This is a genomic window from Pseudomonas sp. LTGT-11-2Z, from assembly GCF_003691445.1.
Taxonomy (GTDB): Bacteria; Pseudomonadota; Gammaproteobacteria; order Pseudomonadales; family Pseudomonadaceae; genus Aquipseudomonas; species Aquipseudomonas monteilii.
This window is the reverse complement of sequence record NZ_CP033104.1, coordinates 1,186,713-1,207,774: the sequence shown is the minus strand read 5'-3', so window position 1 is coordinate 1,207,774 and position 21,062 is coordinate 1,186,713. Positions and strand designations below refer to the sequence as shown.

Genomic DNA, 21,062 nt, shown 5'->3' with positions numbered 1-21,062 from the left:
CGTAGCAAAGGCCACCGCCCTACTTAAGGTCACCCGATGGACATGCAATCCCGAATTCGCCGGCTGTTCCAGGCCAGCATCGATACCAAGCAACAGGCAATGGACATCCTGGCACCGCACATCGAGCAGGCCAGCCTGGTCATGGTCAATGCGCTGCTCAACGAGGGCAAGATGCTCGCCTGCGGCAACGGCGGATCGGCTGGCGATGCCCAGCACTTTTCCTCCGAGCTGCTCAACCGCTTCGAACGTGAACGCCCGAGCCTGCCTGCCATCGCGCTGACCACCGACAGCTCGACCCTGACCTCGATCGCCAACGACTACAGCTACAACGAAGTCTTTTCCAAGCAGATCCGCGCCTTGGGCCAGCCCGGCGACGTTCTGCTGGCGATCTCCACCAGCGGCAACTCGGCCAACGTGATCCAGGCGATCCAGGCCGCACATGACCGCGAAATGATTGTCGTAGCATTGACTGGCCGCGACGGCGGCGGCATGGCTTCGCTGCTGCTGCCCGAGGACGTGGAAATCCGCGTACCTTCCGCCGTTACCGCGCGCATCCAGGAAGTCCACCTGCTGGCGATCCACTGCCTGTGCGACCTGATCGACAGCCAACTGTTCGGGAGTGAAGAATGACCCCAATGCGCCTCGGCCTGATGGCCCTGACCCTGTGCCTGAGCGTCACCGGTTGCAGCTCGGTACTTACCTCTACACGCAATTCGCCGATCGAGGACGATCGCGGCACGCGCACCATCGGCAGTAAGATCGACGACTCGCTGATCGAGACCAAGGCCGCCGTGAACATTTCCAAGGCCAGCCCTGACCTGGACAAAGGCTCGCACATCGTTGTCAGCAGCTACAACGGCATCGTCCTGCTGGCCGGACAAACCCCGCGCGCCGACCTCAAGAGCCTTGCCGAGCAAACCGCCGGCCAGGTGCAGCGGGTCAAGAAAGTGCACAACGAACTGCAGGTGATGCAGCCCTCCTCCATCCTGGCACGCAACAACGACGCCTGGCTGACCACCAAGATCAAGACCCAGATGCTGACTGACAATGCCGTGCCCAGCTCGCGCATCAAGGTGATTACCGAAAACGGTATCGTCTACTTGCTCGGCCTGGTAACCCAGCAGGAGGCCAACTCGGCCACTGCCGTGGTACAGGGCGTGTCGGGCGTGCAGAAGATCGTCAAGCTGTTCGAATACATCGACTGATTCACGGTTTGCCGGAGCCGGCCCGTTACCGCCGGCTCGGGCAGACACAACACTTGTCTTTTCAGATACCCAGGAAACACCGCATGAAAACGTTTCTGCTGCCTGCCCTGTTGATCGGCACCTTCGCCACCCTGGCCGGCTGCTCCACCCCAAGCCTGATTACCCTCAACGATGGCCGTGAAATCCAGGCTGTCGATGCACCGAAGTTCGACCGCGACGCCGGTTTCTACGAATTCCAGCAACTCGATGGCAAGCGCACCCGCATCAACAAGGACCAGGTACGCACCATCAGCGACCTGTAATCCCGCGTTGCAACAAAGAAAAAGGCGATCCGGTTGGATCGCCTTTTTTGTTACTTGACCACTTTCAGGCTCGGTCGGCCACTTGGGCGTGGCGGCTGCCCACCCCCCTCTGGCGGCCCGTCGTCGTCCGGCTGCACGTCATCGTCTTCCAGCTCGTCGCCATCCATTGGCGACTCCAGCTCGAAGACCATGCCCTGGCCATTTTCGCGGGCATAGATACCCAGAATGGCGCCAACCGGCACGAACAGCGAGTGGGCCACTCCACTGAAACGGCCCTCGAAGCTGACCGCTTCGTTGTCCATGTGCAGGTGGCGCACGGCACTTGGCGAGATATTCAGGACAATCTGGCCATCACTGGCGAAACCATCCGGCACCTGAACTTTCGGGAATTCGGCATTGACCAGCATATGGGGCGTGCAATCGTTGTCGACGATCCACTCGTACAGTGCTCGAACCAGATAGGGGCGACTGGAGTTCATCAACGGCTCCTTAAAGCTTGCGCATTTCACGTTCTACGGAGGACAGGCTCGCCTGGAAAGGCTCGCGGGCGAACTGACGCTCCATGTAATCCAGCAGCGGCTTGGCTTGCCGCGGCAACTCGATACCCAACACCGGCAAACGCCAGAGTATGGGCAGTAGACAGCAATCGACCAGGCTTTGCTCATCGCTCATGAAACAGGCGAATTCATTGAACAGCGGCGAAACGCCGGTCAGGCTTTCGCGCAAGGCCTTGCGCGCTTCGGTTCTGGCAGCCTCACTGCTGCGTGAATCGAGCACGGTATCGGCCAGGGCACACCAGTCGCGCTGAATGCGGTGCATCAGCAAGCGGCTGTTGCCGCGCGCAACCGGGTATACCGGCATCAGCGGCGGGTGCGGGTAACGCTCCTCCAGGTATTCCATCACCACGGTCGACTCATACAACGCCAGGTCACGGTCGACCAGGGTCGGCACGCTGCCGTAAGGGTTCACCTCGACCAGCTTGGGCGGCAGGCGGGCGGGGTCGACATCGATGACCTGTACGGTGACGCCCTTCTCGGCTAGCACCAGGCGTACCCGATGAGAATAGTGATCAGCGGGGTCGGAATAGCAGGCTAACCTGTTGGTTGCGCCCATGTAGCGGCTCCTCGCACGGGATGCTTATGCAACTGTAAATGAAAACGCGCCCGGGGCTCCCCCCGGCATTTCTGCTAGGGGCGCCCCGGGCGCGTTCAACAACCAGAAACTACTGCGTGATCAGTGCACGTCCTTCCAGTATTCACGCTTGAGCAAGTAGGCGAATACGAAGAAGAAAGCCAGGTACAGCAACACATAGGTACCGATGCGCTGGCTTTCCAGTTTGACCGGGTTGGCCGAATAGGCCAGGAAGGTCACCAGGTTCTTGACCTTCTCGTCGAACTGCTCAGTCGTCAGGGTACCGGATTTCGGCGTAATGGTCAGCTGGTCGCAGGCTTCATGGGTGATCGGGCTACCGGTCAATGGGTCGAACTGCTTCTTGCCATCGGTTACGGTCTGCACCTGCTTGCAACCAATCACCTGATTGCCTTGCAGGCCGACCAGCACGTTGGGCATGCCAACGTTCGGGAACACCTTGTTGTTCACCCCGTAAGGCCGCGACGGGTCCTCATAGAAGCTACGCAGGTAGGTGTACAGCCAGTCGGTACCGCGCACCCGAGCCACCAGCGTCAGGTCGGGCGGCGCGGCGCCAAACCAGGTCTTGGCGTCACTGGGCTTCATGCCGATCTGCATGTGGTCACCAATCTTGGCACCGGTGAACACCAGCTTCTCCAGCATCAGTTCGTGAGGGATGCCGAGGTCATCGGCCACACGCTCGTAACGCTGGAACTTGGCACTGTGGCAACCCATGCAATAGTTGGCAAAGGTGCGCGCACCGTCCTGCATGGCGGCCTTGTCGGTCAGGTCGATATCGACCTTGTCCAGCTCCAGGCCGGGTTCGGCAGCGAACGAAAAGGCAGGCATCACTGCCAGCAAAAATACTGCAATCAACTTTTTCATCAGCCAGTCACCCTTTCCGGAACCGGTTTGGTCTTCTCGAGCCTTGTGTAGAACGGCATCAGCAGGAAGTAGGCGAAGTACAACACCGTGCATACCTGCGACAGCAAGGTGCGCCCAGGTGTCGGCGCCAGTACGCCCAGCACGCCGAGAATGACGAAGGCCACGCAGAACACCAGCAGGAAGACCTTGCTGATCCAGCCCTTGTAACGCATGGAACGCACCGGGCTGCGGTCGAGCCAGGGCAGCACGAACAGCACGGCGATGGCCGCACCCATGGCGATGACGCCCATCAGCTTGTCAGGTACCGCACGCAAAATGGCGTAGAACGGTGTGAAGTACCACACAGGCGCAATGTGCTCAGGCGTCTTGAAGGCGTTGGCCTGCTCGAAGTTCGGTTTCTCCAGGAAGTAACCGCCCATTTCAGGGAAGAAGAACACCACCGCGCAGAACACGAACAGGAACACCACCACGCCAACAATGTCCTTGACGGTGTAGTACGGGTGGAACGGGATGCCGTCCAGCGGAATGCCGTTTTCGTCCTTTTTCTTCTTGATGTCGACGCCATCGGGGTTGTTCGAACCCACTTCGTGCAGGGCAAGGATGTGCAGCACCACCAGGCCGAGGATGACGATGGGCAGTGCGACCACATGCAGGGCGAAGAAGCGGTTCAGGGTGATACCCGAGATGAGGTAGTCGCCACGGATCCACTGAGTGAGGTCGTCGCCAATCACCGGAATGGCGCCAAACAGCGAGATGATCACCTGGGCACCCCAGTACGACATCTGCCCCCACGGCAGCAGGTAGCCCATGAAGGCTTCAGCCATCAGCGCCAGATAGATCAGCATACCGAACAGCCAGACCAGTTCGCGTGGCTTCTGGTAGGAGCCGTACAGCAGGCCACGGAACATGTGCAGGTAGACCACGATGAAGAACGCCGACGCACCGGTGGAGTGCAAATAGCGCAGGATCCAGCCGTATTCCACGTCACGCATGATGTACTCGACCGAGGCGAATGCCTCTTCCGCCGAGGGCGTAAAGCTCATGGTCAGCCATACGCCGGTGACGATCTGGTTGACCAGCACCAGCAGCGCCAGGGAGCCGAAGAAGTACAGGAAGTTGAAGTTCTTGGGCGCGTAATACTTGCTCAGATGGTCTTCCCACATCTTGGTGGCGGGGAAGCGAGCATCAATCCAGTCCATGAACTTGCTCATCATGCGTTCTCCTGGTCGACGCCGATGACGATGATCTCGTCCGACTCGTAAGAGTGCGGTGGCACTGGCAGGTTGAGAGGTGCCGGCTGCGACTTGTAGACGCGACCAGCGAGGTCGTAGTGAGAGCCGTGGCACGGGCAGAAGTAGCCCCCTACCCACTTTGGACCGAGATCAGCAGGCGCCACTTCCGGGCGGAAGGTGGGCGAACAACCCAGGTGCGTGCACAGGCCGACGAGAATGAGGATTTCCGGCTTGATCGAGCGAACCTCAGGGTCGACGTAGGCCGGCTGCACCGAGGCCTTGGACTCTGGATCAGAAAGGTCGCCGGTGATTTTTTTCAGGTTACCGAGGATTTCCTCCGTTCGCCGCACAATGAACACCGGCTGGCCACGCCACTCGGCCACCATCTGCTGCCCGGCCTCGACCTTGGCGATATTGACCTTCACCGGTGCACCCGCGGCTTTCGCCTTGGCACTGGGAAACCATGACCCCACGAACGGTACCGCAGCCCCCACTGCTCCCGCTGCCCCGACCACGGATGTCGCGGCTACGAGGAAGCGGCGCCGGCCTGCGTTGACGCCGTCATTGCTCATTCAGTCCTCTCCCATCAGCTTGCTTGGCCTGTTGAACCAGGCTTGTACTTAGGTTGTGTCAATGGCACTAAAAATTGGCCGCCATGGTAAGAAACAAATCCACACACTGACAAGGTGATTACCCCGCAAGAGGCGACAACCCGCGTTTTGCTTGATCTGCGTCTATGCGACAAGCGGCCACTGACATGCTGACAGGTTAGTTCAAGCCAAAAAAAAAGCCCGGTTCCAAGGAACCGGGCTTTTCTCGACTGCCGAAGCGGTATTAACGCTTGGAGTACTGAGGACGCTTACGCGCTTTACGCAGACCCACTTTCTTACGCTCGACTTCACGAGCATCGCGGGTGACGTAGCCAGCACGACGCAGAGCGCCACGCAGGGTTTCGTCGTATTCCATCAGAGCGCGGGTGATACCGTGACGGATCGCACCGGCCTGACCGCTGACACCACCACCGGAAACGGTGACGTAGATGTCGAACTTCTCAACGGTTTCGGTCAGCTCGAGTGGCTGGCGAACAACCATGCGAGCGGTTTCGCGACCGAAGAACACGTCCAGAGAACGGTTGTTGATGGAAATGTTACCAGTACCCGGACGCAGGAATACGCGAGCGGTTGCGGTCTTGCGACGGCCAGTGCCGTAGTTTTGAGTCGCCGACATAATGAACCTTCCCGTTAGATCTTCAGTTCTTGAGGCTGCTGAGCAGTGTGTGGGTGAGCAGCACCCGCGTACACTTTCAGCTTGCGGTACATGTCGCGACCCAGCGGGTTCTTAGGCAGCATGCCTTTGACCGCGGTTTCGATAACACGCTCTGGGGCCTTGGCGATCAACTTCTCGAAGTTGATTTCCTTGATACCGCCCGGGAAACCGGAGTGGGAGTAGTACATTTTGTCGGAAGACTTGGCACCAGTCACACGAACCTGCTCGGCGTTGATAACGACGATGTAGTCGCCGGTGTCAACGTGAGGGGTGTATTCTGGTTTGTGTTTGCCACGCAGACGGGTAGCGATTTCGGTAGCCAGACGACCCAGGGTCTGGCCAGCGGCGTCAACTACGAACCACTCGCGCTTTACTGTTTCCGGTTTAGCAGTAAAAGTTTTCATTCTCTAAAGCCTCAGAGGCCGCCCAGCGAAAAATAGACGGCGAATCTTACTGGATAGTGCACAGCTTGCCAAGGGCAAGCGCGCAGCCGAACGCTGACGCTTTTGGGGGCTCGGGTCGGGCACGCCAATGTTCGACGGGGTTCTTCCTGCGTGGTGGTGCATCACTTCCGCCACACGGAGAGGGGCCGAATTATCCAGATTGCGCGAAAAATTTCAACCTGCTTTGATGGGCTTCTTTGCCAAGGAGTGTCTACCTGATGGAATACCGCCAGCTCGGCCGTACCGACCTCAACGTCAGCGCCCTGTGCCTGGGCACCATGACCTGGGGCGAACAGAACGTTCAGGCCGAAGCCTTCGAACAGATCGCCCGGGCCAAGGCCGCCGGGGTCAACTTCATCGACACCGCCGAGATGTACCCGGTGCCGCCCCGCCCGGAAACCTACGCAGCCACCGAGCGCATCATCGGCAACTGGTTCCGTGAGCAAGGCGACCGTGACGACTGGGTGCTGGCCAGCAAGGTCGCAGGCCCCGGCAACGGCATCAGCCACATTCGCGACGGCCAGCTCAAACACAACCGTCAGCACATCGTCGCAGCACTGGACGAGAGCCTGAAGCGCCTGCAGACCGACCGCATCGACTTGTACCAGTTGCACTGGCCGGAGCGCAGCACCAACTTCTTCGGCAAGCTGGGCTACCAGCACCTGCCACAGGACCACTTCACCCCGCTGGAAGAAACCCTCGAAGTACTCGACGAACAGGTGCGTGCGGGCAAGATCCGCCACGTCGGCCTGTCCAACGAAACACCGTGGGGCACCATGAAGTTTCTGCAACTGGCCGAAAGCCGTGGCTGGCCACGGGCGGTATCGATCCAGAACCCTTACAACCTGCTCAACCGCAGTTTCGAGGTGGGCCTGGCGGAAGTGGCCATCCGTGAGCAGTGCGGCCTGCTGGCCTACTCGCCGCTGGCCTTCGGCATGCTCTCGGGCAAATACGAGAACGGTGCACGGCCGGAGAATGCCCGCCTGACCCTCTTCAGCCGCTTTGCCCGCTATTCCAACCCGCAGACCGTGGCGGCCTGCAGCCGCTACGTGCAACTGGCCCGCGAGCATGGCCTGGACCCGGCGCAGATGGCCCTGGCATTCGTGACCCGGCAGCCTTTCGTGACCAGCAACATCATTGGCGCGACCAGCCTCGCGCAACTGGAGAGCAACCTGGCCAGCATTGAGTTGAACCTGAGCGACGAGCTGCTGGCAGGGATCGAGGCGATTCACCAGGAGCAGCCCAACCCTGCGCCTTGAGCAATCCTGTAACGCTCTCTTCGCGGGTAACCCCGCGAAGAGGCCGCGCGCTGTACCGGGGTAGACACCATCGCCAAAAAATAAGACGATCCAGCCGGTGATTGACCACTCTACCCTATAAGAACAATGACAATGATGTTTACCCAACCCTCCGCGTCGCTGCGGCGCGTCAGCATCCTGGCCATTGACAAGGTGTTCGCTTCGACCTTGATGCAAGCCAAGGATTTCTTCCACCTCGCCAGCCTGCGCTACAGCAAGCAGCTGGGCCTGGGCCTGCAGCCCATGTTCGAAATCCGCCTGGTGAGCCCCGACGGCCAGCCTGTGGACAGTTTCAGCAATGTGCAGCTACCGGTCGACGGTGGCCTGGACGATGCCGACGTGATCATCCTCCCGGCCTACTGGGACGACTTCGACAACCTGCTGCAACGCTACCCACAGGTACTACCGTGGCTGCGCGACCAGCATGCGCGCGGCGCGGTGCTGTGCGCCGAGGCCAGTGGTGTGTTCTGGCTGGCCGAGTCCGGCCTGCTCGATGGCAAGGAGGCGACCACCTACTGGCGCTTCTTCAACAGCTTTGCCGAGCGCTTTCCGAAGATCCGGCTGAACCAGGACAAGCACCTGACCGACGCCGACAATATCTATTGCGCGGGCGGCGCTACCTCGGCCTGCGACCTGTACATCTACCTGATCGAACGCTTCTGCGGCGCCAACGTGGCCCGCGCCGTGGCCCGCGACATCCTCTACGAAGTCCAGCGCAACTACACCCCGGGGCGTATGGGCTTTGGCGGGCAGAAGCTGCACCAGGACCTGATCATCCTGCAGATCCAGCACTGGCTGGAAGAGCACTTCGCCGACAAGTTCCGCTTCGAGGATGTGGCCCGCAACCACGGCATGAGCATCCGCAACTTCATGCGCCGCTTCCAGGGTGCGACGGGCGACAAGCCGCTGCACTACCTGCAACGGCTACGGATCGAGACAGCCAAGGGGTTGTTGTCGAGTACACGCAAGAGCATCAAGACCATCAGCTATGAGGTCGGTTATGACGATGCCAGTTTCTTTGCGCGGCTGTTCCGTCAGCACACCGAGTTGTCGCCGAACCAATACCGGCAGCAGTTCATGCAAGAGGCTTGAGACCAATGGGGCCGCGTTGCGGCCCCAGCAATCTTATGGCTTGTGTGCGCGCGACAGGAATTCGTGCGACTGCATCTCCAGCAACCGGCTCAGGGTGCGCTGGAACTCGAAGCTCAGACGCCCACCGGTATACAGGTCCTTCAGCTCGACCTCGGCCGAAATGATCAGCTTGACGTTACGGTCGTAGAACTCGTCCACCATGTTGATGAAACGGCGGGCGATGTCGTCGGTGGTAACGCCCATCTGCTCCACGTTGCTCAGCAGTACGGCATGGAAAATCTTGCCCAGCTCGATGTAGTCGTTCTGGCTACGCGGCCCGTCGCACAGGGCGCGGAAGTCGAACCAGGCAACGTCATCGCAAGTACGCAGCGCATTGATCGGGCGGTTCTCGATCATCAACACGTCGTTCTCGACCGCCTGGGTGCATTCAGGGGTCAGTGCCTTGAAGCTGGCGCGCATGCTCTGGTGCGCCGCATCGTTGAGCGGGAAGTGGAACAGCTCGGCCTGCTCCAGGTGACGCAGGCGGTAGTCGACGCCGCTGTCGACGTTCACCACGTCGGTGTACTGCTTGATCATGGCGATGGCCGGCAGGAAGCGCGCACGTTGCAGGCCGTCCTTGTACAGGCCGTCCGGCACGATGTTGGAGGTAGCCACCAGCGACACGCCGTTCTTGAACAGCTCTTCCATCAAGGTGCCGAGGATCATGGCGTCGGTAATGTCCGACACGAAGAATTCGTCGAAGCAAATTACCTTGGCTTCTTCGCTGAAACGCTTGGCAATGATGGTCAGCGGGTTCTTCTCGCCCTTGAGGGTTTTCATTTCCTCGTGCACACGCTTCATGAAGCGGTGGAAGTGCGTACGCATCTTCTGCTTGAACGGCAGCGCTTCGTAGAAGGTATCGACCAGATAGGTCTTGCCTCGCCCTACCCCACCCCAGAAGTACAGGCCCTTGACCGGGGCCTGCTCCTTCTTGCCGAACAGCTTGCCGAACACGCCCGGCTTGTTGTTCTGCGCGTGCACCAGGTCGTCGTACAGGCGCTGCAGGTGACGCACCGCAGTTTCCTGCGCCGCGTCATGGAAGAAGTCGGGACGTTTCAGATCTGCTTGATAGCGTTCTAAGGGAGTCATGATTCGTTAGCGAGGCAACAAAAAACGGGCCGTCACTGTAGCGACAGGCCCGCTTAATGGCAATGAGACTTGCGTCAATATGCCTCATCCAGTACAGCTTTGCGCTGGATGGCACCGGCGTTGCCGGTGTTCGCGAGTAAACTCGCTCCTACAAGTGAAATGCCTCAGTCCTGCTGGGGGGCCAGGGCATCACGCAGGCTTTGAATGGCCGCATCACGGGCCTCGGCGCTGTCGAACTGCGGCCCGTCGGCAACTTGCTCACCGTTCAGCCACAACCCGAAGCCCAGGCCTTCGACACGCACATCGGCCTCGCCACCTTGCTGCAGTTGCTTGCTCACGGCACCAGCGCTCTTGCCATCGGCGAAGCTGCGCGACAGCAGCAGTTGCTCACCGTCGGCGGCCAGCAGGCGGAAGCGGAAGCTGCCATCTTCATCACGGAAGCTGACGAAACGCGCGCTCTTGGCGGCTTTCTTCTTCACTTCGGTATTGGCCTGCACGCCACTGCGGAACGAACGCAGGCCTACGGACTCGCGCAGTTGTTCGAGGAATGGCGTGGCGATCTTGCGGGCCTTGGCAGCGCCGGCCAGCAGGATGTCTTCCAGGTCCGCCGGGCGGGCGATCAACTGGTGATAGTACTCGCGTTTTTCGGCCAACTGGCCGTCGAGCAGCTGGAACAGGCGTTGCTTGGCCTCGCCCCAGCCCAGGCCCTGCAACAGCTCTTCGCGGAACTCGGCGCATTGCGCTGGCGTCGAGAAGGCCTGGAACAGGGTGAACAGGTGCGAATTGTCCGGGTCTTTCGCTTCGCCTGGGGCGCGCGAGTCGGTGACGATGCGCGAGATGGCGTCTTTCATATCCTTGGCGCTAGTGAACAACGGGATGGTGTTGTCATAGCTCTTGGACATCTTGCGCCCATCCAGGCCCGGCAGGGTTGCCACGCTTTCCTCGATCACCGCTTCCGGCAGGGCGAAGAAGTCCTTGCCCTGGCCGAACAGGTGGTTGAAGCGCTGGCCGATGTCACGGGCCATTTCCACGTGCTGGATCTGGTCGCGACCGACCGGCACCTTGTTGGCGTTGAACATCAGGATGTCGGCAGCCATCAGCACCGGGTAGCTGAACAGGCCCATGGTGACGCCAGCGTCCGGGTCTTCGCCGGCCTCGACGTTCTTGTCCACCGAGGCCTTGTAGGCATGGGCACGGTTCAGCAGGCCCTTGGCAGCAACGCAGGTCAACAGCCAGGTCAGCTCGGGGATTTCCGGGATGTCGGACTGGCGGTAGAAGGTCACTTTGTCCGGGTCCAGGCCACCGGCCAGCCAGGTCGCGGCGATTTCCAGGCGCGAACGCTGGATGCGCAGCGGGTCGTCGCACTTGATCAGGGCATGGTAGTCGGCCAGGAAGTAGAACGAGTCGACACCGGGCTGCTGGCTGGCACGGATCGCCGGGCGGATGGCGCCGGCGTAGTTGCCCAGGTGCGGAGTGCCGGTGGTGGTGATACCGGTAAGAATGCGCGTGGTCATGGGTGTTCGCTTATTCAGGCTTGGCTCAGTTCGAAAGGCGCGGCAGCAGCAGATCCTTCAGATCGGTCAGCTTGCCATGGAAGAAGTGTCCGCATTCTGCCACTTTCAGCAGCTCATGGGGGCGCGACAGGCTGTCGGACCATTCGTAAACCAGCTGCGGCGCAACGACTTCGTCGGCATCCGGCTGCACCACGGTGATCGGGCAGCGCTGCGGCAGCGGGAATTCGGCCGTCAGGCGCATGACTGCCGGGGCGATCATGAACAGGTGCTGCAACTCGGTGCCTGCAGCCTCCAGGCGGCCGGCCAGGCTGGTGGCGACAAAGCCGCCGAACGAGAAACCCATCAGCACCAGCGGCAGGCCCAGGTGCTTTTCGCGCAGCCAGGCCGCAGCAGCCTCGGCATCGGCCACTTCGCCTGCGCCCATGTCATGGCTGCCGGCGCTTTGGCCAACGCCACGGTAATTGAAACGCAGAGTGACGTAACCGGCATCGCGGGCGGTGCGCTGCAGGGTCGAGACCACCTTGTTGAGCATGGTGCCGCCCTGGACCGGGTTGGGGTGGCAGATCAGCACCGCGCCACGGGCATCGGCCACATCGAGGTACAAGGCTTCCAGCTGGCCGCTGGGGCCATCGATGAACAAGGGGGTTTCGCGGACAAGCAAGGCACTACTCCGTGACCTCGGGAGGGGTCGATTCGTCTAGGTGAGGAATTCTGTTCTGATTTGCGATCGCTCGCGGTATACAGCGCAGGTCTGAGCCGTTAACGTAAAGCAAAGCCGTTTATAGAGGAAGGACTCGTGGAACTCTCGCTCCTTGTTTGGTTGTTGCCAACCCTGGCCCTGGTCATCGGCGTGGTAGTCGGTTTCGTCGTCGCTCGCCTGCTGCCCAATGCCGCGCCGAGCAGCACCCAGCGTCAGCTGGATGACATCCAGAAGCGTTTCGACAGCTACCAGAACGAAGTGGTCACCCACTTCAACAGCACCGCCGTGCTGGTCAAGAAACTGACCCAAAGCTACCAGGACGTGCAGGATCACCTGGCCGAAGGCGCCAACAGCCTGGCCCTGGATGAAGTCACTCGCCAACGCCTGCTGGCTGCACTGCACTCCGAAGCGCCGCAAGGCCCACGTGACCGCCTGACCCCGCCGAAAGACACCGCCGAAGTGCCACGCGACTATGCGCCGAAAGCGCCGAACTCGCCGGGAATGCTGGATGAGAGCTACGGGCTCAAGCGTTAATCCGCTGAGCATGAAAAAGGCCTCGCAAGAGGCCTTTTTCGGTTTACCTATTTGCAAGCCTGCAATGCCTGCTCGACATCCGCCAATAGATCCTCCACATCCTCCAGACCCACCGACAACCTCACCAACCCCTCCGATATCCCGTGATGTGCCCGCTCTTGCGGCGTGTAACTGGAGTGCGTCATGCTCGCCGGGTGCTGTGCCAACGACTCGGCATCCCCCAGGCTCACCGCCCGTGCAAACAGCTGTAGCGCATTCATGAAGCGCCGCCCTGCCTCGATACCGCCCTTGAGCTCGAAAGCGATCATGCCGCCCGGCAAACGCATCTGGCGTTGCGCCAGCTCGTACTGGGCAAACGTCGGCAACCCCGGGTAGTGAATCAGCTCCACCTGCGGCTGCCGAGCCAGAAACTCCGCCACCTGCTGGGCATTGGCGCAATGTCGGTCCATGCGCAGAGCCAAGGTCTTGATCCCGCGCATCAGCAGCGCTGCGTCGTGGGGTGACAGGACCGCCCCGGTCATATCCTTCAACCCTTCCAGGCGGATACGGTCAATCAGCGCCTTGCGTCCCACCACCAGGCCGGCAGTGATATCACCGTGGCCACTGAGGTACTTGGTCGCCGAATGCACCACCAGGTCCGCTCCCAGCTCCAGCGGCCGCTGCAGGTAGGGCGTGCAGTAGGTGTTGTCGACCACCACATGTACATCATGCCCGCGCACCGCCTCGGCCACCACGGCGATATCCACCAGTTGCATGTTGGGGTTGGCCGGCGTTTCGAAGTAGATCATTCGTGTTTTGCTGTTGATCGCCGACTTCAGGGCCTTGGCATCGTTCAGGTCGACATGGCGGATTTTCACGCCGAATTCGCCAATGCCATGGTGCAGGAAGGCGAAGGTGCAGCCGTACAGCGTGCGCCCGACGATCAGCTCGTCACCAGGCCGCAGCAGGGTCCAGATCGTCGAGGTAATGGCCCCCATGCCCGACGCCAATGCCAACCCCGCCTCACCGCCCTCCAGTGAAGCCATGCGTTGTTCCAGCAGTGCCAGGGTGGGGTTGGAGATGCGGCTGTAGAAATGCCCCGCCTCCTCCCCAGCGAAGCACGCAGCGCCGTATTCGACCGTGGGGAAGGCATAGGTAGCGGTCTGGTACACCGGCGGCACCAACGCACCACCATGGGAAAGCGGGTCGTAGCCATGGTGAATGGCCCGCGTGGAAAAACCGGTGTTGTTATGGGAGTCGCGCATGGCAACATGCCTCTTGTGGTTTGCTATAAGCTTATGCCACCGAGCTGCCCGATTTTTTCCAAAGTAGCCCACGCATCTGCGTGCATGCTGGAACAAAAACAATAAATAACGGACCAGGAGGGCAAAACATGCCTTCAAGCCTCGACCGCACCGACCGCGCCCTGCTTGCCGCCCTGCAGGACAACGCCCGCCTAACCGTCGCCGAACTTGCCGACCAGGTGGCACTGACCACCTCACCCTGCTGGCGACGGGTCAAGCTGCTGGAAGACAACGGCTACATCACCGGCTACCAGGCCATCCTCTCGCCCAAGTCGCTGGGGTTTGGCGTGACTGCGTTCGTCAGCATCATGATGGACTCGCACACCAAGGACATGGCGCTGGCGTTCGAGCAGCGGCTGATGGAAATTCCCGAAATCGTGGCCTGCCACAACATCTCCGGGCGCTATGACTTTTTGCTGGAAATCCTGGCAAGGGACCTGGAGTCGTTCGGGGAATTTACTCGGGAAGTGCTGCAGCGGTTGCCGGGGGTGAAGGAGATCTATTCGAGTTTTTCCTACAAGGCGGTGAAGGAAAGACGGGTGATACCTGTGTCGGAAAAACATATCTGAGACAGATTTTTCCGAATACCGAGAAGCTTCCTGCCGATTGACAGGCCGCAGCTGACATGCAGCGAATTCGGCATACGTAAAGCTGGCCCATGTAGTGACTTGGAGAACCTACATGGCACGGGACAACACGTATTATCTCGATGAGGCGCTATATATAAGCGCACAAGCGCCCACAGCGGCAGAACTGAGGCTGATTGGTGGAGGGGGCGGCGGGCCTGGTGCAGGCGGCTGGGGGCTGAGCGATGGTCCTCCTCGCGGCACCAGCCCAACCAAACAAGATGTTGCTCGGGTTATTTCCACACGCAGGGTACTGACTGAGGAATATCAGATAGTCGAGAAAGACAGAAAGCTCGTCCCCAGGGACGACTCCATGGCCAGCCTTGAGGCTAGCGAAGAACCTTTGTGAACAGCGGTGCATGGCACCGGCTTTGCCGGTGTTCGCGGCTAAAGCCGCTCCTACACTGATTGTGAAAACTTTCAGATTGTCAGCATGGCAGTTGCTCTTACAGGCACCGCACAAACCAGGATTACGCGCATAAAAAAACCCGCCGAAGCGGGTTTTTTATTGCAGGCCAGCGCTTAGATCGCGCCACGCTGACGCAGCACGTCCAGCACCAGCTTCACGCCTTCATCCACGCTGGTGGACTGGGTGTCGATCACCAGGTCAGCATCCAGCGGCACATCGAACGGGAAGCTTTCACCCGGGATGTTGTCGCCACCGGCCGCGTACAGGCCTTGCGGGTCACGCTCGCGGCAAGCCAGCGGCGAAGCCTGAACGTAGACGGTTACCAGACGGTCTTTGCCGATCAAGGCCTTGGCCTGTTCACGGCCTTCGGCGTCCGGGGCCACGAACGCGGCCAGGGTCAATAGGCCGGCTTCGTTGAACTGGCGCGCCACATGGGCGGCGCGGCGCCAGTTCTCGGTGCGGCCGGCGCGGTCTTGCGGCAGGCCCTTGTTCAGGTCGTGGCGCAGGTTCTGGCCGTCGAGCACGTACACCGCACGGCCCATGTCGAACAGCTTGCGCTCCACGGCATAGGCCAGGGTGCTCTTGCCAGCGCCGGACAGGCCGCTGAACAGCACGGTGGCTGGCTGCTGACCGAAGCGCAGTGCACGCTCTTCAGTCGACACGTGAGCCTGCTTGCCATGCTGGCCGGTGCTGCCGTGTGGCAGTACTGGCGGGGCGATGATCATGCCGGCGCCAACGGTGCCGTTGGTCAGGCGGTCGATGACGATGAACGCACCGGTTGTGCGGTTGCTGTCGTAACCGTCCAGGGCGATCGAAGCGTCCAGGGCCACCTTGACGCGGCCGATCTCGTTCAGTTGCAGTGCGCTGGCAGCGCCCTGCTCAAGGGTATTCACATCGACCTTGTGGGTGATGCTGGCAATCGAGCCCGGCACGTAGCTGGTGGCGCGCTTGATGTCGTACTTCTTGCCCGGCAGCATTGGCTCTTCAGCCATCCACACCAGCATGGCGTCGAACTGGTCGGTCACCGGCGGTACGTTGTCGGCGTGTACCAGCAGGTCGCCACGGGAGATGTCGATCTCGTCTTCCATGGTGAGCGTAACGGCCTGGCCTGGGCCAGCGTTTTCCAGTTCACCCTCATAGGTGACGATGGACTTGACGCGGCTGCTCTTGCCCGACGGCAGCACGACGATTTCGTCGCCCTTGTGTACCACGCCGCTGGCGATGGTACCGGCGAAGCCGCGGAAGTTCAGGTTCGGGCGGTTCACGTACTGCACCGGGAAGCGCAGGTCGGTGAAGTTGCGGTCGGCCGACACTTCGACGGTTTCGAGGATTTCCATCAGCGTAGGGCCGGCGTACCACGGCGAACGCTCGCTGTGGTTGACCACGTTGTCGCCCTTGAGCGCCGACATCGGCACGAAGTGCAGGCTGCTCGGGGTCAGGTTGATGGCGTCGGCAAACTTCAGGTAATCCGCCTTGATCGACTCGAAGACGTCCTGATCGAAGCCTTTGAGGTCCATCTTGTTGACCGCGACCACGATGTGCTTGATGCCCAGCAACGAAGCAATGTAGCTGTGGCGGCGGGTCTGGGTCTGCACGCCGTAGCGGGCATCGACCAGGATGATCGCCAGGTCGCAGGTGGACGCACCGGTGGCCATGTTGCGGGTGTACTGCTCGTGGCCCGGGGTGTCGGCGATGATGAACTTGCGCTTGGCGGTGGAGAAGTAGCGGTAGGCGACATCGATGGTGATGCCCTGCTCGCGCTCGGCCTGCAGGCCGTCTACCAGCAGTGCCAGGTCGACTTCTTCGCCGGTGGTGCCGACTTTCTTCGAATCACGGGTGATGGCCTCGAGGTGGTCCTCGTAGATCATCTTCGAGTCGTGCAGCAGGCGCCCGATCAGGGTGCTCTTGCCGTCGTCAACGTTGCCGCAGGTCAGGAAGCGCAGCAGTTCCTTGCGCTCGTGCTGGGCCAGGTAGGCGAGGATGTCCTCGCTGATCAGATCAGATTGGTGCGACATGGAGTAACCCTGAAATTAGAAGTAGCCTTGGCGTTTCTTGTCTTCCATGGAACCGGCGCCATCGTGGTCGATGACACGGCCCTGGCGCTCGGACGTACGGGTCAGGAGCATTTCCTGAATGATGTCCGTCAGGGTCTCGGCTTCCGACTCGACAGCACCCGTCAACGGGTAGCAACCGAGGGTACGGAAACGCACCTTCTTCTTGACGATGCGCGCTTTCTCTTCATCGGTGAGATGCTCAAGGATGCGCTCGTCGTCGATCATGATCAGGGTGCCGTTCTTCTCGATCACTTCGCGCTCAGCGGCGAAGTACAGCGGCACGATCGGGATGCCTTCGAGGTAGATGTACTGCCAGATGTCCAGCTCGGTCCAGTTCGACAGCGGGAAGACGCGGATCGACTCGCCCTTGTTGACCTTGCCGTTGTACACGTTCCACAGCTCGGGGCGCTGGTTTTTCGGGTCCCAGCGGTGCTTGCTGTCCCGGAACGAATATACACGCTCCTTGGCCCGCGACTTCTCTTCGTCGCGGCGCGCGCCACCGAAGGCGGCGTCGAAACCATGCTTGTCCAGTGCCTGCTTCAGGCCCTGGGTTTTCATGATGTCGGTGTGCTTGGAGCTGCCATGGGTGAACGGGTTGATGCCCTGCGCCACACCTTCGGGGTTGACGTGGGTGATCAGCTCCAGGCCCATTTCCTCGACCATTTTGTCGCGGAAGCTGTACATCTCCTGGAATTTCCACTGGGTGTCGACGTGCATCACCGGGAACGGCAGCTTGCCTGGGAAGAAGGCCTTGCGCGCCAGGTGCAGCATCACGGCGGAATCCTTGCCGATCGAGTACAGCATCACCGGGTTATCGAACTCGGCGGCCACCTCGCGGATAATGTGGATGCTCTCCGCCTCCAGCTGTTTCAAGTGCGTCAGTTTGTCGACCATGGCTACTCACGAAAAACGATCTTATGGACGGCCTGCGGGCCGTGTTCGAGCGAGCCACTTTATCACAGCGGCTTCTTCTATTTAGGAGCCGGGCTAGATCGAAAAGGTCTAACGATATGACTGGGGGTTTGGGCTGAAACGGGGGCCGCCCTGCGGCCCTTCGCGGGCATGCCCGCGAAGAAGGCAACACCGATCTCAGATGGGGTTCGGGCAGTCGATGAACAGGTGCTCCACGGCAAACCGCCGCGCCAGGTAATCACCCAACGCCTGCACGCCATATCGCTCGGTGGCATGGTGCCCGGCCGCGATGAAGCTGACGCCGTTCTCGCGTGCACTGTGGTAGGTCTGCTCGGATGCCTCACCCGTCAGGTACAGGTCCACTCCGGCCGCAATCGCCGTTTCGATGTAACCCTGCCCGCCACCGGTGCACCAGCCGACCCGACGGATCATCTGCTCCCCTTCCACCAACAACGGCTCACGCCCCAGCACTTCCTGCACCCGTCGGGCAAAATCGCGCGCGGTCATCGGCTCGACCAGCGAGCCGACCAGTCCCACCACCTTGGGGTTTTCCGGGTCCAGCGGCCCTTCGACGGTGATGTCCAGTTGCCGTGCCAGCTGCACGTTGTTGCCGACGTCCGGGTGCACATCCAGCGGCAGGTGAAAGGCCAGCAGGCTGATATCGTTGTTCAGCAGGGTCTTCAGCCGACGCTGACGAATGCCTGTGATGCACGGGTTCTCACCCTTCCAGAAGTAACCATGGTGCACCAGTACCAGGTCGGCCTCGGCCTCGACTGCGGCATCCAGCAACGCCTGGCTGGCGGTAACACCGCTGACGATGCGGCTGACCTGTGGCCGGCCTTCGACCTGCAGGCCATTGGGGCAATAATCCTGGATCTTCGCGCTGCCCAAGTAGCGTTCGGCTTCCTCGACCAGGGTGTTGAGAGCGACGGCCATGAAAATCTCCTCGAAAACTGCGCTTTTCTCGGGCGCAACGCCCGTATAATGCCGGCCATTATGGGCCGTCGCCGGCACTGGGGGAACCGGTGTATGATCGCGCGCGCTCATGCCCCACTGCGCGGCCAATGGCCCCTGCTCTTTCCAGGATTCGTTCATGTTCAAGGCGTTTCGTTACTTTGGCTGGCCCCTGCTCACCGGCGTGCTGATCGCCATGCTGATCATCCAGCGCTTCCCGGAATGGGTCGGCCTGCCCAGCCAGGACGTCAACCTGCAACAGGCGCCGCAAACCACTCGCATCATGCAGGGCCCGGTGTCTTACGCCGACGCGGTGACGCTGGCCGCGCCTGCGGTGGTCAACCTGTACACCACCAAAGTGGTGAACAAAAGCGCCCACCCATTGTTCGAAGACCCACAGTTCCGCCGCTTCTTCGGCGACAACCTGCCCAAGCAGCGCCGCTGGGAGTCGAGCCTGGGCTCGGCAGTGATCATGAGCCCCGAGGGCTACCTGCTGACCAATAACCATGTCACCAGCGGGGCCGACCAGATCGTCGTGGCCTTGAAGGATGGCCGCGAAACCCTGGCCCGAGTGATCGGCAGCGACCCGGAAACCGACCTGGCAGTGCTGAAGATCGACCTGAAGAACCTGCCGGCCATCACCATCGGCCGCTCCGACACCATTCACATCGGCGATGTGTCGCTGGCCATCGGTAACCCGTTCGGCGTCGGCCAAACCGTCACCATGGGTATCATCAGTGCCACCGGCCGCAACCAGCTGGGCCTGAACAACTACGAAGACTTCATCCAGACCGACGCCGCAATCAACCCGGGTAACTCGGGGGGCGCCTTGGTCGATGCCAATGGCAACCTGATCGGCATCAATACCGCGATTTTCTCGAAGTCGGGCGGTTCGCAGGGCATCGGCTTCGCCATCCCGGTGAAACTGGCGCTGGAGGTGATGAAGTCGATCGTCGAGCATGGCCAGGTGATCCGTGGCTGGCTGGGCATCGAAGTACAGCCGCTGAGCCAGGAGCTGGCCGAGTCGTTCGGCATGAAGGACCGCCCGGGTATCGTGGTGGCGGGCATCTTCCGCGAAGGGCCGGCGGCCAAGGCCGGGCTGCAACTGGGTGATGTGATTCTGAGCATCAACGGCGAACCGGCCGGCGACGGGCGCAAGTCGATGAACCAGGTGGCGCGGATCAAGCCTAACGAGAAGATCACCATCGAGGTGATGCGCAATGGGCATCAGTTGAAGCTGATTGCCGAGGTGGGGCTGCGGCCGCCGCCGGCACCGGCTGCCACGCAAGAAGAGAAGTAAAAAATGGGGCCGCTTAGCGGCCCCATTTGCATCAGTGCAGGATCTGGCTGAGGAACAACTTGGTCCGGTCACTGCGCGGCCGGTCGAAGAAGTCATCCGGCGCCGCCTGCTCCACGATCTCCCCCTTGTCCATGAAGATCACCCGGTTCGCCACGGTGCGGGCAAAGCCCATTTCGTGGGTTACACAGAGCATGGTCATGCCATCCTCGGCCAGGCCCACCATGGTATCGAGCACTTCCTTGACCATTTCCGGGTCCAGCGCCGAGGTCGGTTCGTCGAACAGCATGATCTTCGGCTTCATGCACAGCGCACGGGCAATCGCCACACGCTGCTGCTGGCCACCGGACAACTGCCCCGGGTACTTGTGCGCCTGCTCTGGAATGCGCACGCGCTCCAGGTAGTGCATGGCAATTTCCTCAGCCTTGCGCCGGGGCATCTTGCGCACCCACATTGGCGCCAGGGTGCAGTTTTCCAGAATGCTCAGGTGCGGGAACAGGTTGAAGTGCTGGAACACCATGCCCACCTCGCGGCGGATGGCCTCGATCTGCTTGAGGTCGTTGGTCAGTTCCACGCCATCCACCACGATGCGCCCCTGCTGGTGTTCTTCCAGGCGGTTGAGGCAACGGATGGTGGTGGACTTGCCCGAGCCGGACGGCCCGCACAGTACGATACGCTCGCCCTGGCGCACGTTCAGGTTGATGTCCTTGAGCACATGGAACTGGCCATACCACTTGTTCACACCCTGCATCTGGATGATGCCTTCGGGGCCAGCAGGCTGCTTGATCGCTTCACTCATT

At 60.9% G+C, this 21,062-nt stretch carries 23 protein-coding genes; 8 read left to right on the top strand and 15 right to left on the bottom strand.

Translation table 11 applies throughout. The annotated features are described in order from the left end of the window. Positions 1-36: 36 nt before the first annotated feature. The 3 genes from D8767_RS05500 (at position 37) to D8767_RS05490 (ending at position 1,507) form a co-directional block, all read left to right on the top strand. Entirely contained in the window at positions 37-630 is a 594-nt protein-coding gene (locus D8767_RS05500; protein ID WP_016713550.1) for a phosphoheptose isomerase, read from the top strand. Further along, positions 627-1,205: a BON domain-containing protein gene (locus D8767_RS05495; protein ID WP_016713549.1), complete on the top strand. Its 579-nt coding sequence runs from the start codon at positions 627-629 to the stop codon at positions 1,203-1,205. The genes D8767_RS05500 and D8767_RS05495 overlap by 4 nt, the downstream gene beginning before the upstream one ends. A gap of 83 nt (positions 1,206-1,288) precedes the next feature. Continuing rightward, entirely contained in the window at positions 1,289-1,507 is a 219-nt protein-coding gene (locus tag D8767_RS05490) for a YgdI/YgdR family lipoprotein (protein WP_016713548.1), read from the top strand. 50 nt (positions 1,508-1,557) lie between these two features. Here D8767_RS05490 and D8767_RS05485 read toward each other — a convergent pair whose 3' ends face one another. From D8767_RS05485 to rplM, 7 genes are all read right to left on the bottom strand, one after another. Continuing rightward, complete coding sequence (locus D8767_RS05485) at positions 1,558-1,986, bottom strand: ClpXP protease specificity-enhancing factor (protein ID WP_016713547.1); 429 nt, start codon at positions 1,984-1,986, stop codon at positions 1,558-1,560. A gap of 10 nt (positions 1,987-1,996) precedes the next feature. Then, the gene (locus tag D8767_RS05480; RefSeq protein ID WP_016713546.1) at positions 1,997-2,620 is read right to left on the bottom strand and encodes a glutathione S-transferase N-terminal domain-containing protein; all 624 of its coding nucleotides are present in this window, start codon (positions 2,618-2,620) and stop codon (positions 1,997-1,999) included. 120 nt (positions 2,621-2,740) lie between these two features. Then, positions 2,741-3,520, bottom strand: coding sequence for a cytochrome c1 (locus D8767_RS05475; protein ID WP_016713545.1), 780 nt, complete (start codon positions 3,518-3,520; stop codon positions 2,741-2,743). Further along, positions 3,520-4,731, bottom strand: a complete 1,212-nt coding sequence (locus D8767_RS05470; RefSeq protein ID WP_003251825.1) for a cytochrome bc complex cytochrome b subunit — start codon at positions 4,729-4,731, stop codon at positions 3,520-3,522. The genes D8767_RS05475 and D8767_RS05470 overlap by 1 nt, the downstream gene beginning before the upstream one ends. Continuing rightward, positions 4,731-5,324, bottom strand: a complete 594-nt coding sequence (petA, locus tag D8767_RS05465; RefSeq protein WP_003251823.1) for a ubiquinol-cytochrome c reductase iron-sulfur subunit — start codon at positions 5,322-5,324, stop codon at positions 4,731-4,733. The genes D8767_RS05470 and petA overlap by 1 nt, the downstream gene beginning before the upstream one ends. Before the next feature lie 262 nt (positions 5,325-5,586). After that, on the bottom strand, positions 5,587-5,979 hold the full coding sequence (gene rpsI / locus D8767_RS05460) for a 30S ribosomal protein S9 (RefSeq protein ID WP_003260797.1): 393 nt from the start codon (positions 5,977-5,979) through the stop codon (positions 5,587-5,589). A 14-nt stretch (positions 5,980-5,993) separates the two neighbouring features. Next, complete coding sequence (gene rplM / locus D8767_RS05455) at positions 5,994-6,422, bottom strand: 50S ribosomal protein L13 (RefSeq protein WP_003251819.1); 429 nt, start codon at positions 6,420-6,422, stop codon at positions 5,994-5,996. A gap of 257 nt (positions 6,423-6,679) precedes the next feature. Between rplM and D8767_RS05450 the strand changes: the two genes are divergently transcribed. Together D8767_RS05450 and D8767_RS05445 are read left to right on the top strand one after the other, a co-directional pair. After that, positions 6,680-7,720 carry an NADP(H)-dependent aldo-keto reductase gene (locus tag D8767_RS05450; protein ID WP_016713544.1) on the top strand — a complete coding sequence of 347 codons (1,041 nt, stop codon included), beginning with the start codon at positions 6,680-6,682 and terminating at the stop codon, positions 7,718-7,720. Between the two features lie 210 nt (positions 7,721-7,930). After that, positions 7,931-8,851: a GlxA family transcriptional regulator gene (locus D8767_RS05445; RefSeq protein ID WP_174442268.1), complete on the top strand. Its 921-nt coding sequence runs from the start codon at positions 7,931-7,933 to the stop codon at positions 8,849-8,851. A gap of 33 nt (positions 8,852-8,884) precedes the next feature. On the opposite strand, the gene zapE is transcribed toward D8767_RS05445, so the two are convergent. From zapE to D8767_RS05430, 3 genes are all read right to left on the bottom strand, one after another. Continuing rightward, positions 8,885-9,979 (bottom strand): cell division protein ZapE, encoded by a 1,095-nt coding sequence (gene zapE / locus D8767_RS05440; protein WP_016713542.1) that lies wholly within the window; start codon positions 9,977-9,979, stop codon positions 8,885-8,887. A gap of 164 nt (positions 9,980-10,143) precedes the next feature. Continuing rightward, positions 10,144-11,493 (bottom strand): tryptophan--tRNA ligase, encoded by a 1,350-nt coding sequence (locus tag D8767_RS05435; RefSeq protein ID WP_016713541.1) that lies wholly within the window; start codon positions 11,491-11,493, stop codon positions 10,144-10,146. Positions 11,494-11,518: 25 nt separating this feature from the next. Beyond that, entirely contained in the window at positions 11,519-12,154 is a 636-nt protein-coding gene (locus D8767_RS05430) for an alpha/beta hydrolase (protein ID WP_016713540.1), read from the bottom strand. 135 nt (positions 12,155-12,289) lie between these two features. Between D8767_RS05430 and D8767_RS05425 the strand changes: the two genes are divergently transcribed. After that, positions 12,290-12,727 (top strand): YhcB family protein, encoded by a 438-nt coding sequence (locus tag D8767_RS05425; protein WP_016713539.1) that lies wholly within the window; start codon positions 12,290-12,292, stop codon positions 12,725-12,727. Between the two features lie 47 nt (positions 12,728-12,774). On the opposite strand, the gene D8767_RS05420 is transcribed toward D8767_RS05425, so the two are convergent. Next, positions 12,775-13,971 carry a methionine gamma-lyase gene (locus D8767_RS05420; protein WP_016713538.1) on the bottom strand — a complete coding sequence of 399 codons (1,197 nt, stop codon included), beginning with the start codon at positions 13,969-13,971 and terminating at the stop codon, positions 12,775-12,777. Between the two features lie 128 nt (positions 13,972-14,099). On the opposite strand from D8767_RS05420, the gene D8767_RS05415 reads away from it, so the two are divergent. Beyond that, positions 14,100-14,579 (top strand): Lrp/AsnC family transcriptional regulator, encoded by a 480-nt coding sequence (locus D8767_RS05415; protein WP_016498026.1) that lies wholly within the window; start codon positions 14,100-14,102, stop codon positions 14,577-14,579. 579 nt (positions 14,580-15,158) lie between these two features. Here D8767_RS05415 and cysN read toward each other — a convergent pair. The 3 genes from cysN to D8767_RS05395 all read right to left on the bottom strand — a co-directional run bounded on the left by cysN (position 15,159) and on the right by D8767_RS05395 (position 18,947). After that, positions 15,159-17,060, bottom strand: a complete 1,902-nt coding sequence (gene cysN / locus D8767_RS05405; RefSeq protein ID WP_016713536.1) for a sulfate adenylyltransferase subunit CysN — start codon at positions 17,058-17,060, stop codon at positions 15,159-15,161. Positions 17,061-17,075: 15 nt separating this feature from the next. Continuing rightward, positions 17,076-17,993 carry a sulfate adenylyltransferase subunit CysD gene (cysD, locus tag D8767_RS05400; protein WP_013974136.1) on the bottom strand — a complete coding sequence of 306 codons (918 nt, stop codon included), beginning with the start codon at positions 17,991-17,993 and terminating at the stop codon, positions 17,076-17,078. 195 nt (positions 17,994-18,188) lie between these two features. After that, the gene (locus tag D8767_RS05395) at positions 18,189-18,947 is read right to left on the bottom strand and encodes a Nif3-like dinuclear metal center hexameric protein (RefSeq protein WP_016713535.1); all 759 of its coding nucleotides are present in this window, start codon (positions 18,945-18,947) and stop codon (positions 18,189-18,191) included. 157 nt (positions 18,948-19,104) lie between these two features. Between D8767_RS05395 and algW the strand changes: the two genes are divergently transcribed. After that, complete coding sequence (gene algW, locus D8767_RS05390) at positions 19,105-20,265, top strand: Do family serine endopeptidase AlgW (protein ID WP_016713534.1); 1,161 nt, start codon at positions 19,105-19,107, stop codon at positions 20,263-20,265. A 31-nt stretch (positions 20,266-20,296) separates the two neighbouring features. On the opposite strand, the gene D8767_RS05385 is transcribed toward algW, so the two are convergent. Further along, a complete protein-coding gene (locus tag D8767_RS05385) occupies positions 20,297-21,061 on the bottom strand; it encodes an amino acid ABC transporter ATP-binding protein (protein WP_003251792.1) in 765 nt (254 codons plus the stop codon). Between the last annotated feature and the right edge of the window lies 1 nt (position 21,062).

Excerpts from the sequence above, each read along its gene's own strand:
- rpsI (WP_003260797.1), bottom strand. The coding sequence starts at position 5,979 with ATGTCGGCGACTCAAAACTACGGCACTGGCCGTCGCAAGACCGCAACC.
- D8767_RS05490 (WP_016713548.1), top strand. The coding sequence starts at position 1,289 with ATGAAAACGTTTCTGCTGCCTGCCCTGTTGATCGGCACCTTCGCCACC.
- D8767_RS05470 (WP_003251825.1), bottom strand. The coding sequence starts at position 4,731 with ATGAGCAAGTTCATGGACTGGATTGATGCTCGCTTCCCCGCCACCAAG.
- D8767_RS05445 (WP_174442268.1), top strand. The coding sequence starts at position 7,931 with ATGCAAGCCAAGGATTTCTTCCACCTCGCCAGCCTGCGCTACAGCAAG.
- rplM (WP_003251819.1), bottom strand. The coding sequence starts at position 6,422 with ATGAAAACTTTTACTGCTAAACCGGAAACAGTAAAGCGCGAGTGGTTC.
- D8767_RS05385 (WP_003251792.1), bottom strand. The coding sequence starts at position 21,061 with ATGAGTGAAGCGATCAAGCAGCCTGCTGGCCCCGAAGGCATCATCCAG.
- D8767_RS05420 (WP_016713538.1), bottom strand. The coding sequence starts at position 13,971 with ATGCGCGACTCCCATAACAACACCGGTTTTTCCACGCGGGCCATTCAC.
- D8767_RS05485 (WP_016713547.1), bottom strand. The coding sequence starts at position 1,986 with ATGAACTCCAGTCGCCCCTATCTGGTTCGAGCACTGTACGAGTGGATC.
- cysD (WP_013974136.1), bottom strand. The coding sequence starts at position 17,993 with ATGGTCGACAAACTGACGCACTTGAAACAGCTGGAGGCGGAGAGCATC.
- D8767_RS05395 (WP_016713535.1), bottom strand. The coding sequence starts at position 18,947 with ATGGCCGTCGCTCTCAACACCCTGGTCGAGGAAGCCGAACGCTACTTG.
- D8767_RS05500 (WP_016713550.1), top strand. The coding sequence starts at position 37 with ATGGACATGCAATCCCGAATTCGCCGGCTGTTCCAGGCCAGCATCGAT.
- D8767_RS05480 (WP_016713546.1), bottom strand. The coding sequence starts at position 2,620 with ATGGGCGCAACCAACAGGTTAGCCTGCTATTCCGACCCCGCTGATCAC.
- D8767_RS05475 (WP_016713545.1), bottom strand. The coding sequence starts at position 3,520 with ATGAAAAAGTTGATTGCAGTATTTTTGCTGGCAGTGATGCCTGCCTTT.
- D8767_RS05450 (WP_016713544.1), top strand. The coding sequence starts at position 6,680 with ATGGAATACCGCCAGCTCGGCCGTACCGACCTCAACGTCAGCGCCCTG.
- D8767_RS05495 (WP_016713549.1), top strand. The coding sequence starts at position 627 with ATGACCCCAATGCGCCTCGGCCTGATGGCCCTGACCCTGTGCCTGAGC.
- algW (WP_016713534.1), top strand. The coding sequence starts at position 19,105 with ATGTTCAAGGCGTTTCGTTACTTTGGCTGGCCCCTGCTCACCGGCGTG.
- zapE (WP_016713542.1), bottom strand. The coding sequence starts at position 9,979 with ATGACTCCCTTAGAACGCTATCAAGCAGATCTGAAACGTCCCGACTTC.
- cysN (WP_016713536.1), bottom strand. The coding sequence starts at position 17,060 with ATGTCGCACCAATCTGATCTGATCAGCGAGGACATCCTCGCCTACCTG.
- petA (WP_003251823.1), bottom strand. The coding sequence starts at position 5,324 with ATGAGCAATGACGGCGTCAACGCAGGCCGGCGCCGCTTCCTCGTAGCC.
- D8767_RS05415 (WP_016498026.1), top strand. The coding sequence starts at position 14,100 with ATGCCTTCAAGCCTCGACCGCACCGACCGCGCCCTGCTTGCCGCCCTG.
- D8767_RS05435 (WP_016713541.1), bottom strand. The coding sequence starts at position 11,493 with ATGACCACGCGCATTCTTACCGGTATCACCACCACCGGCACTCCGCAC.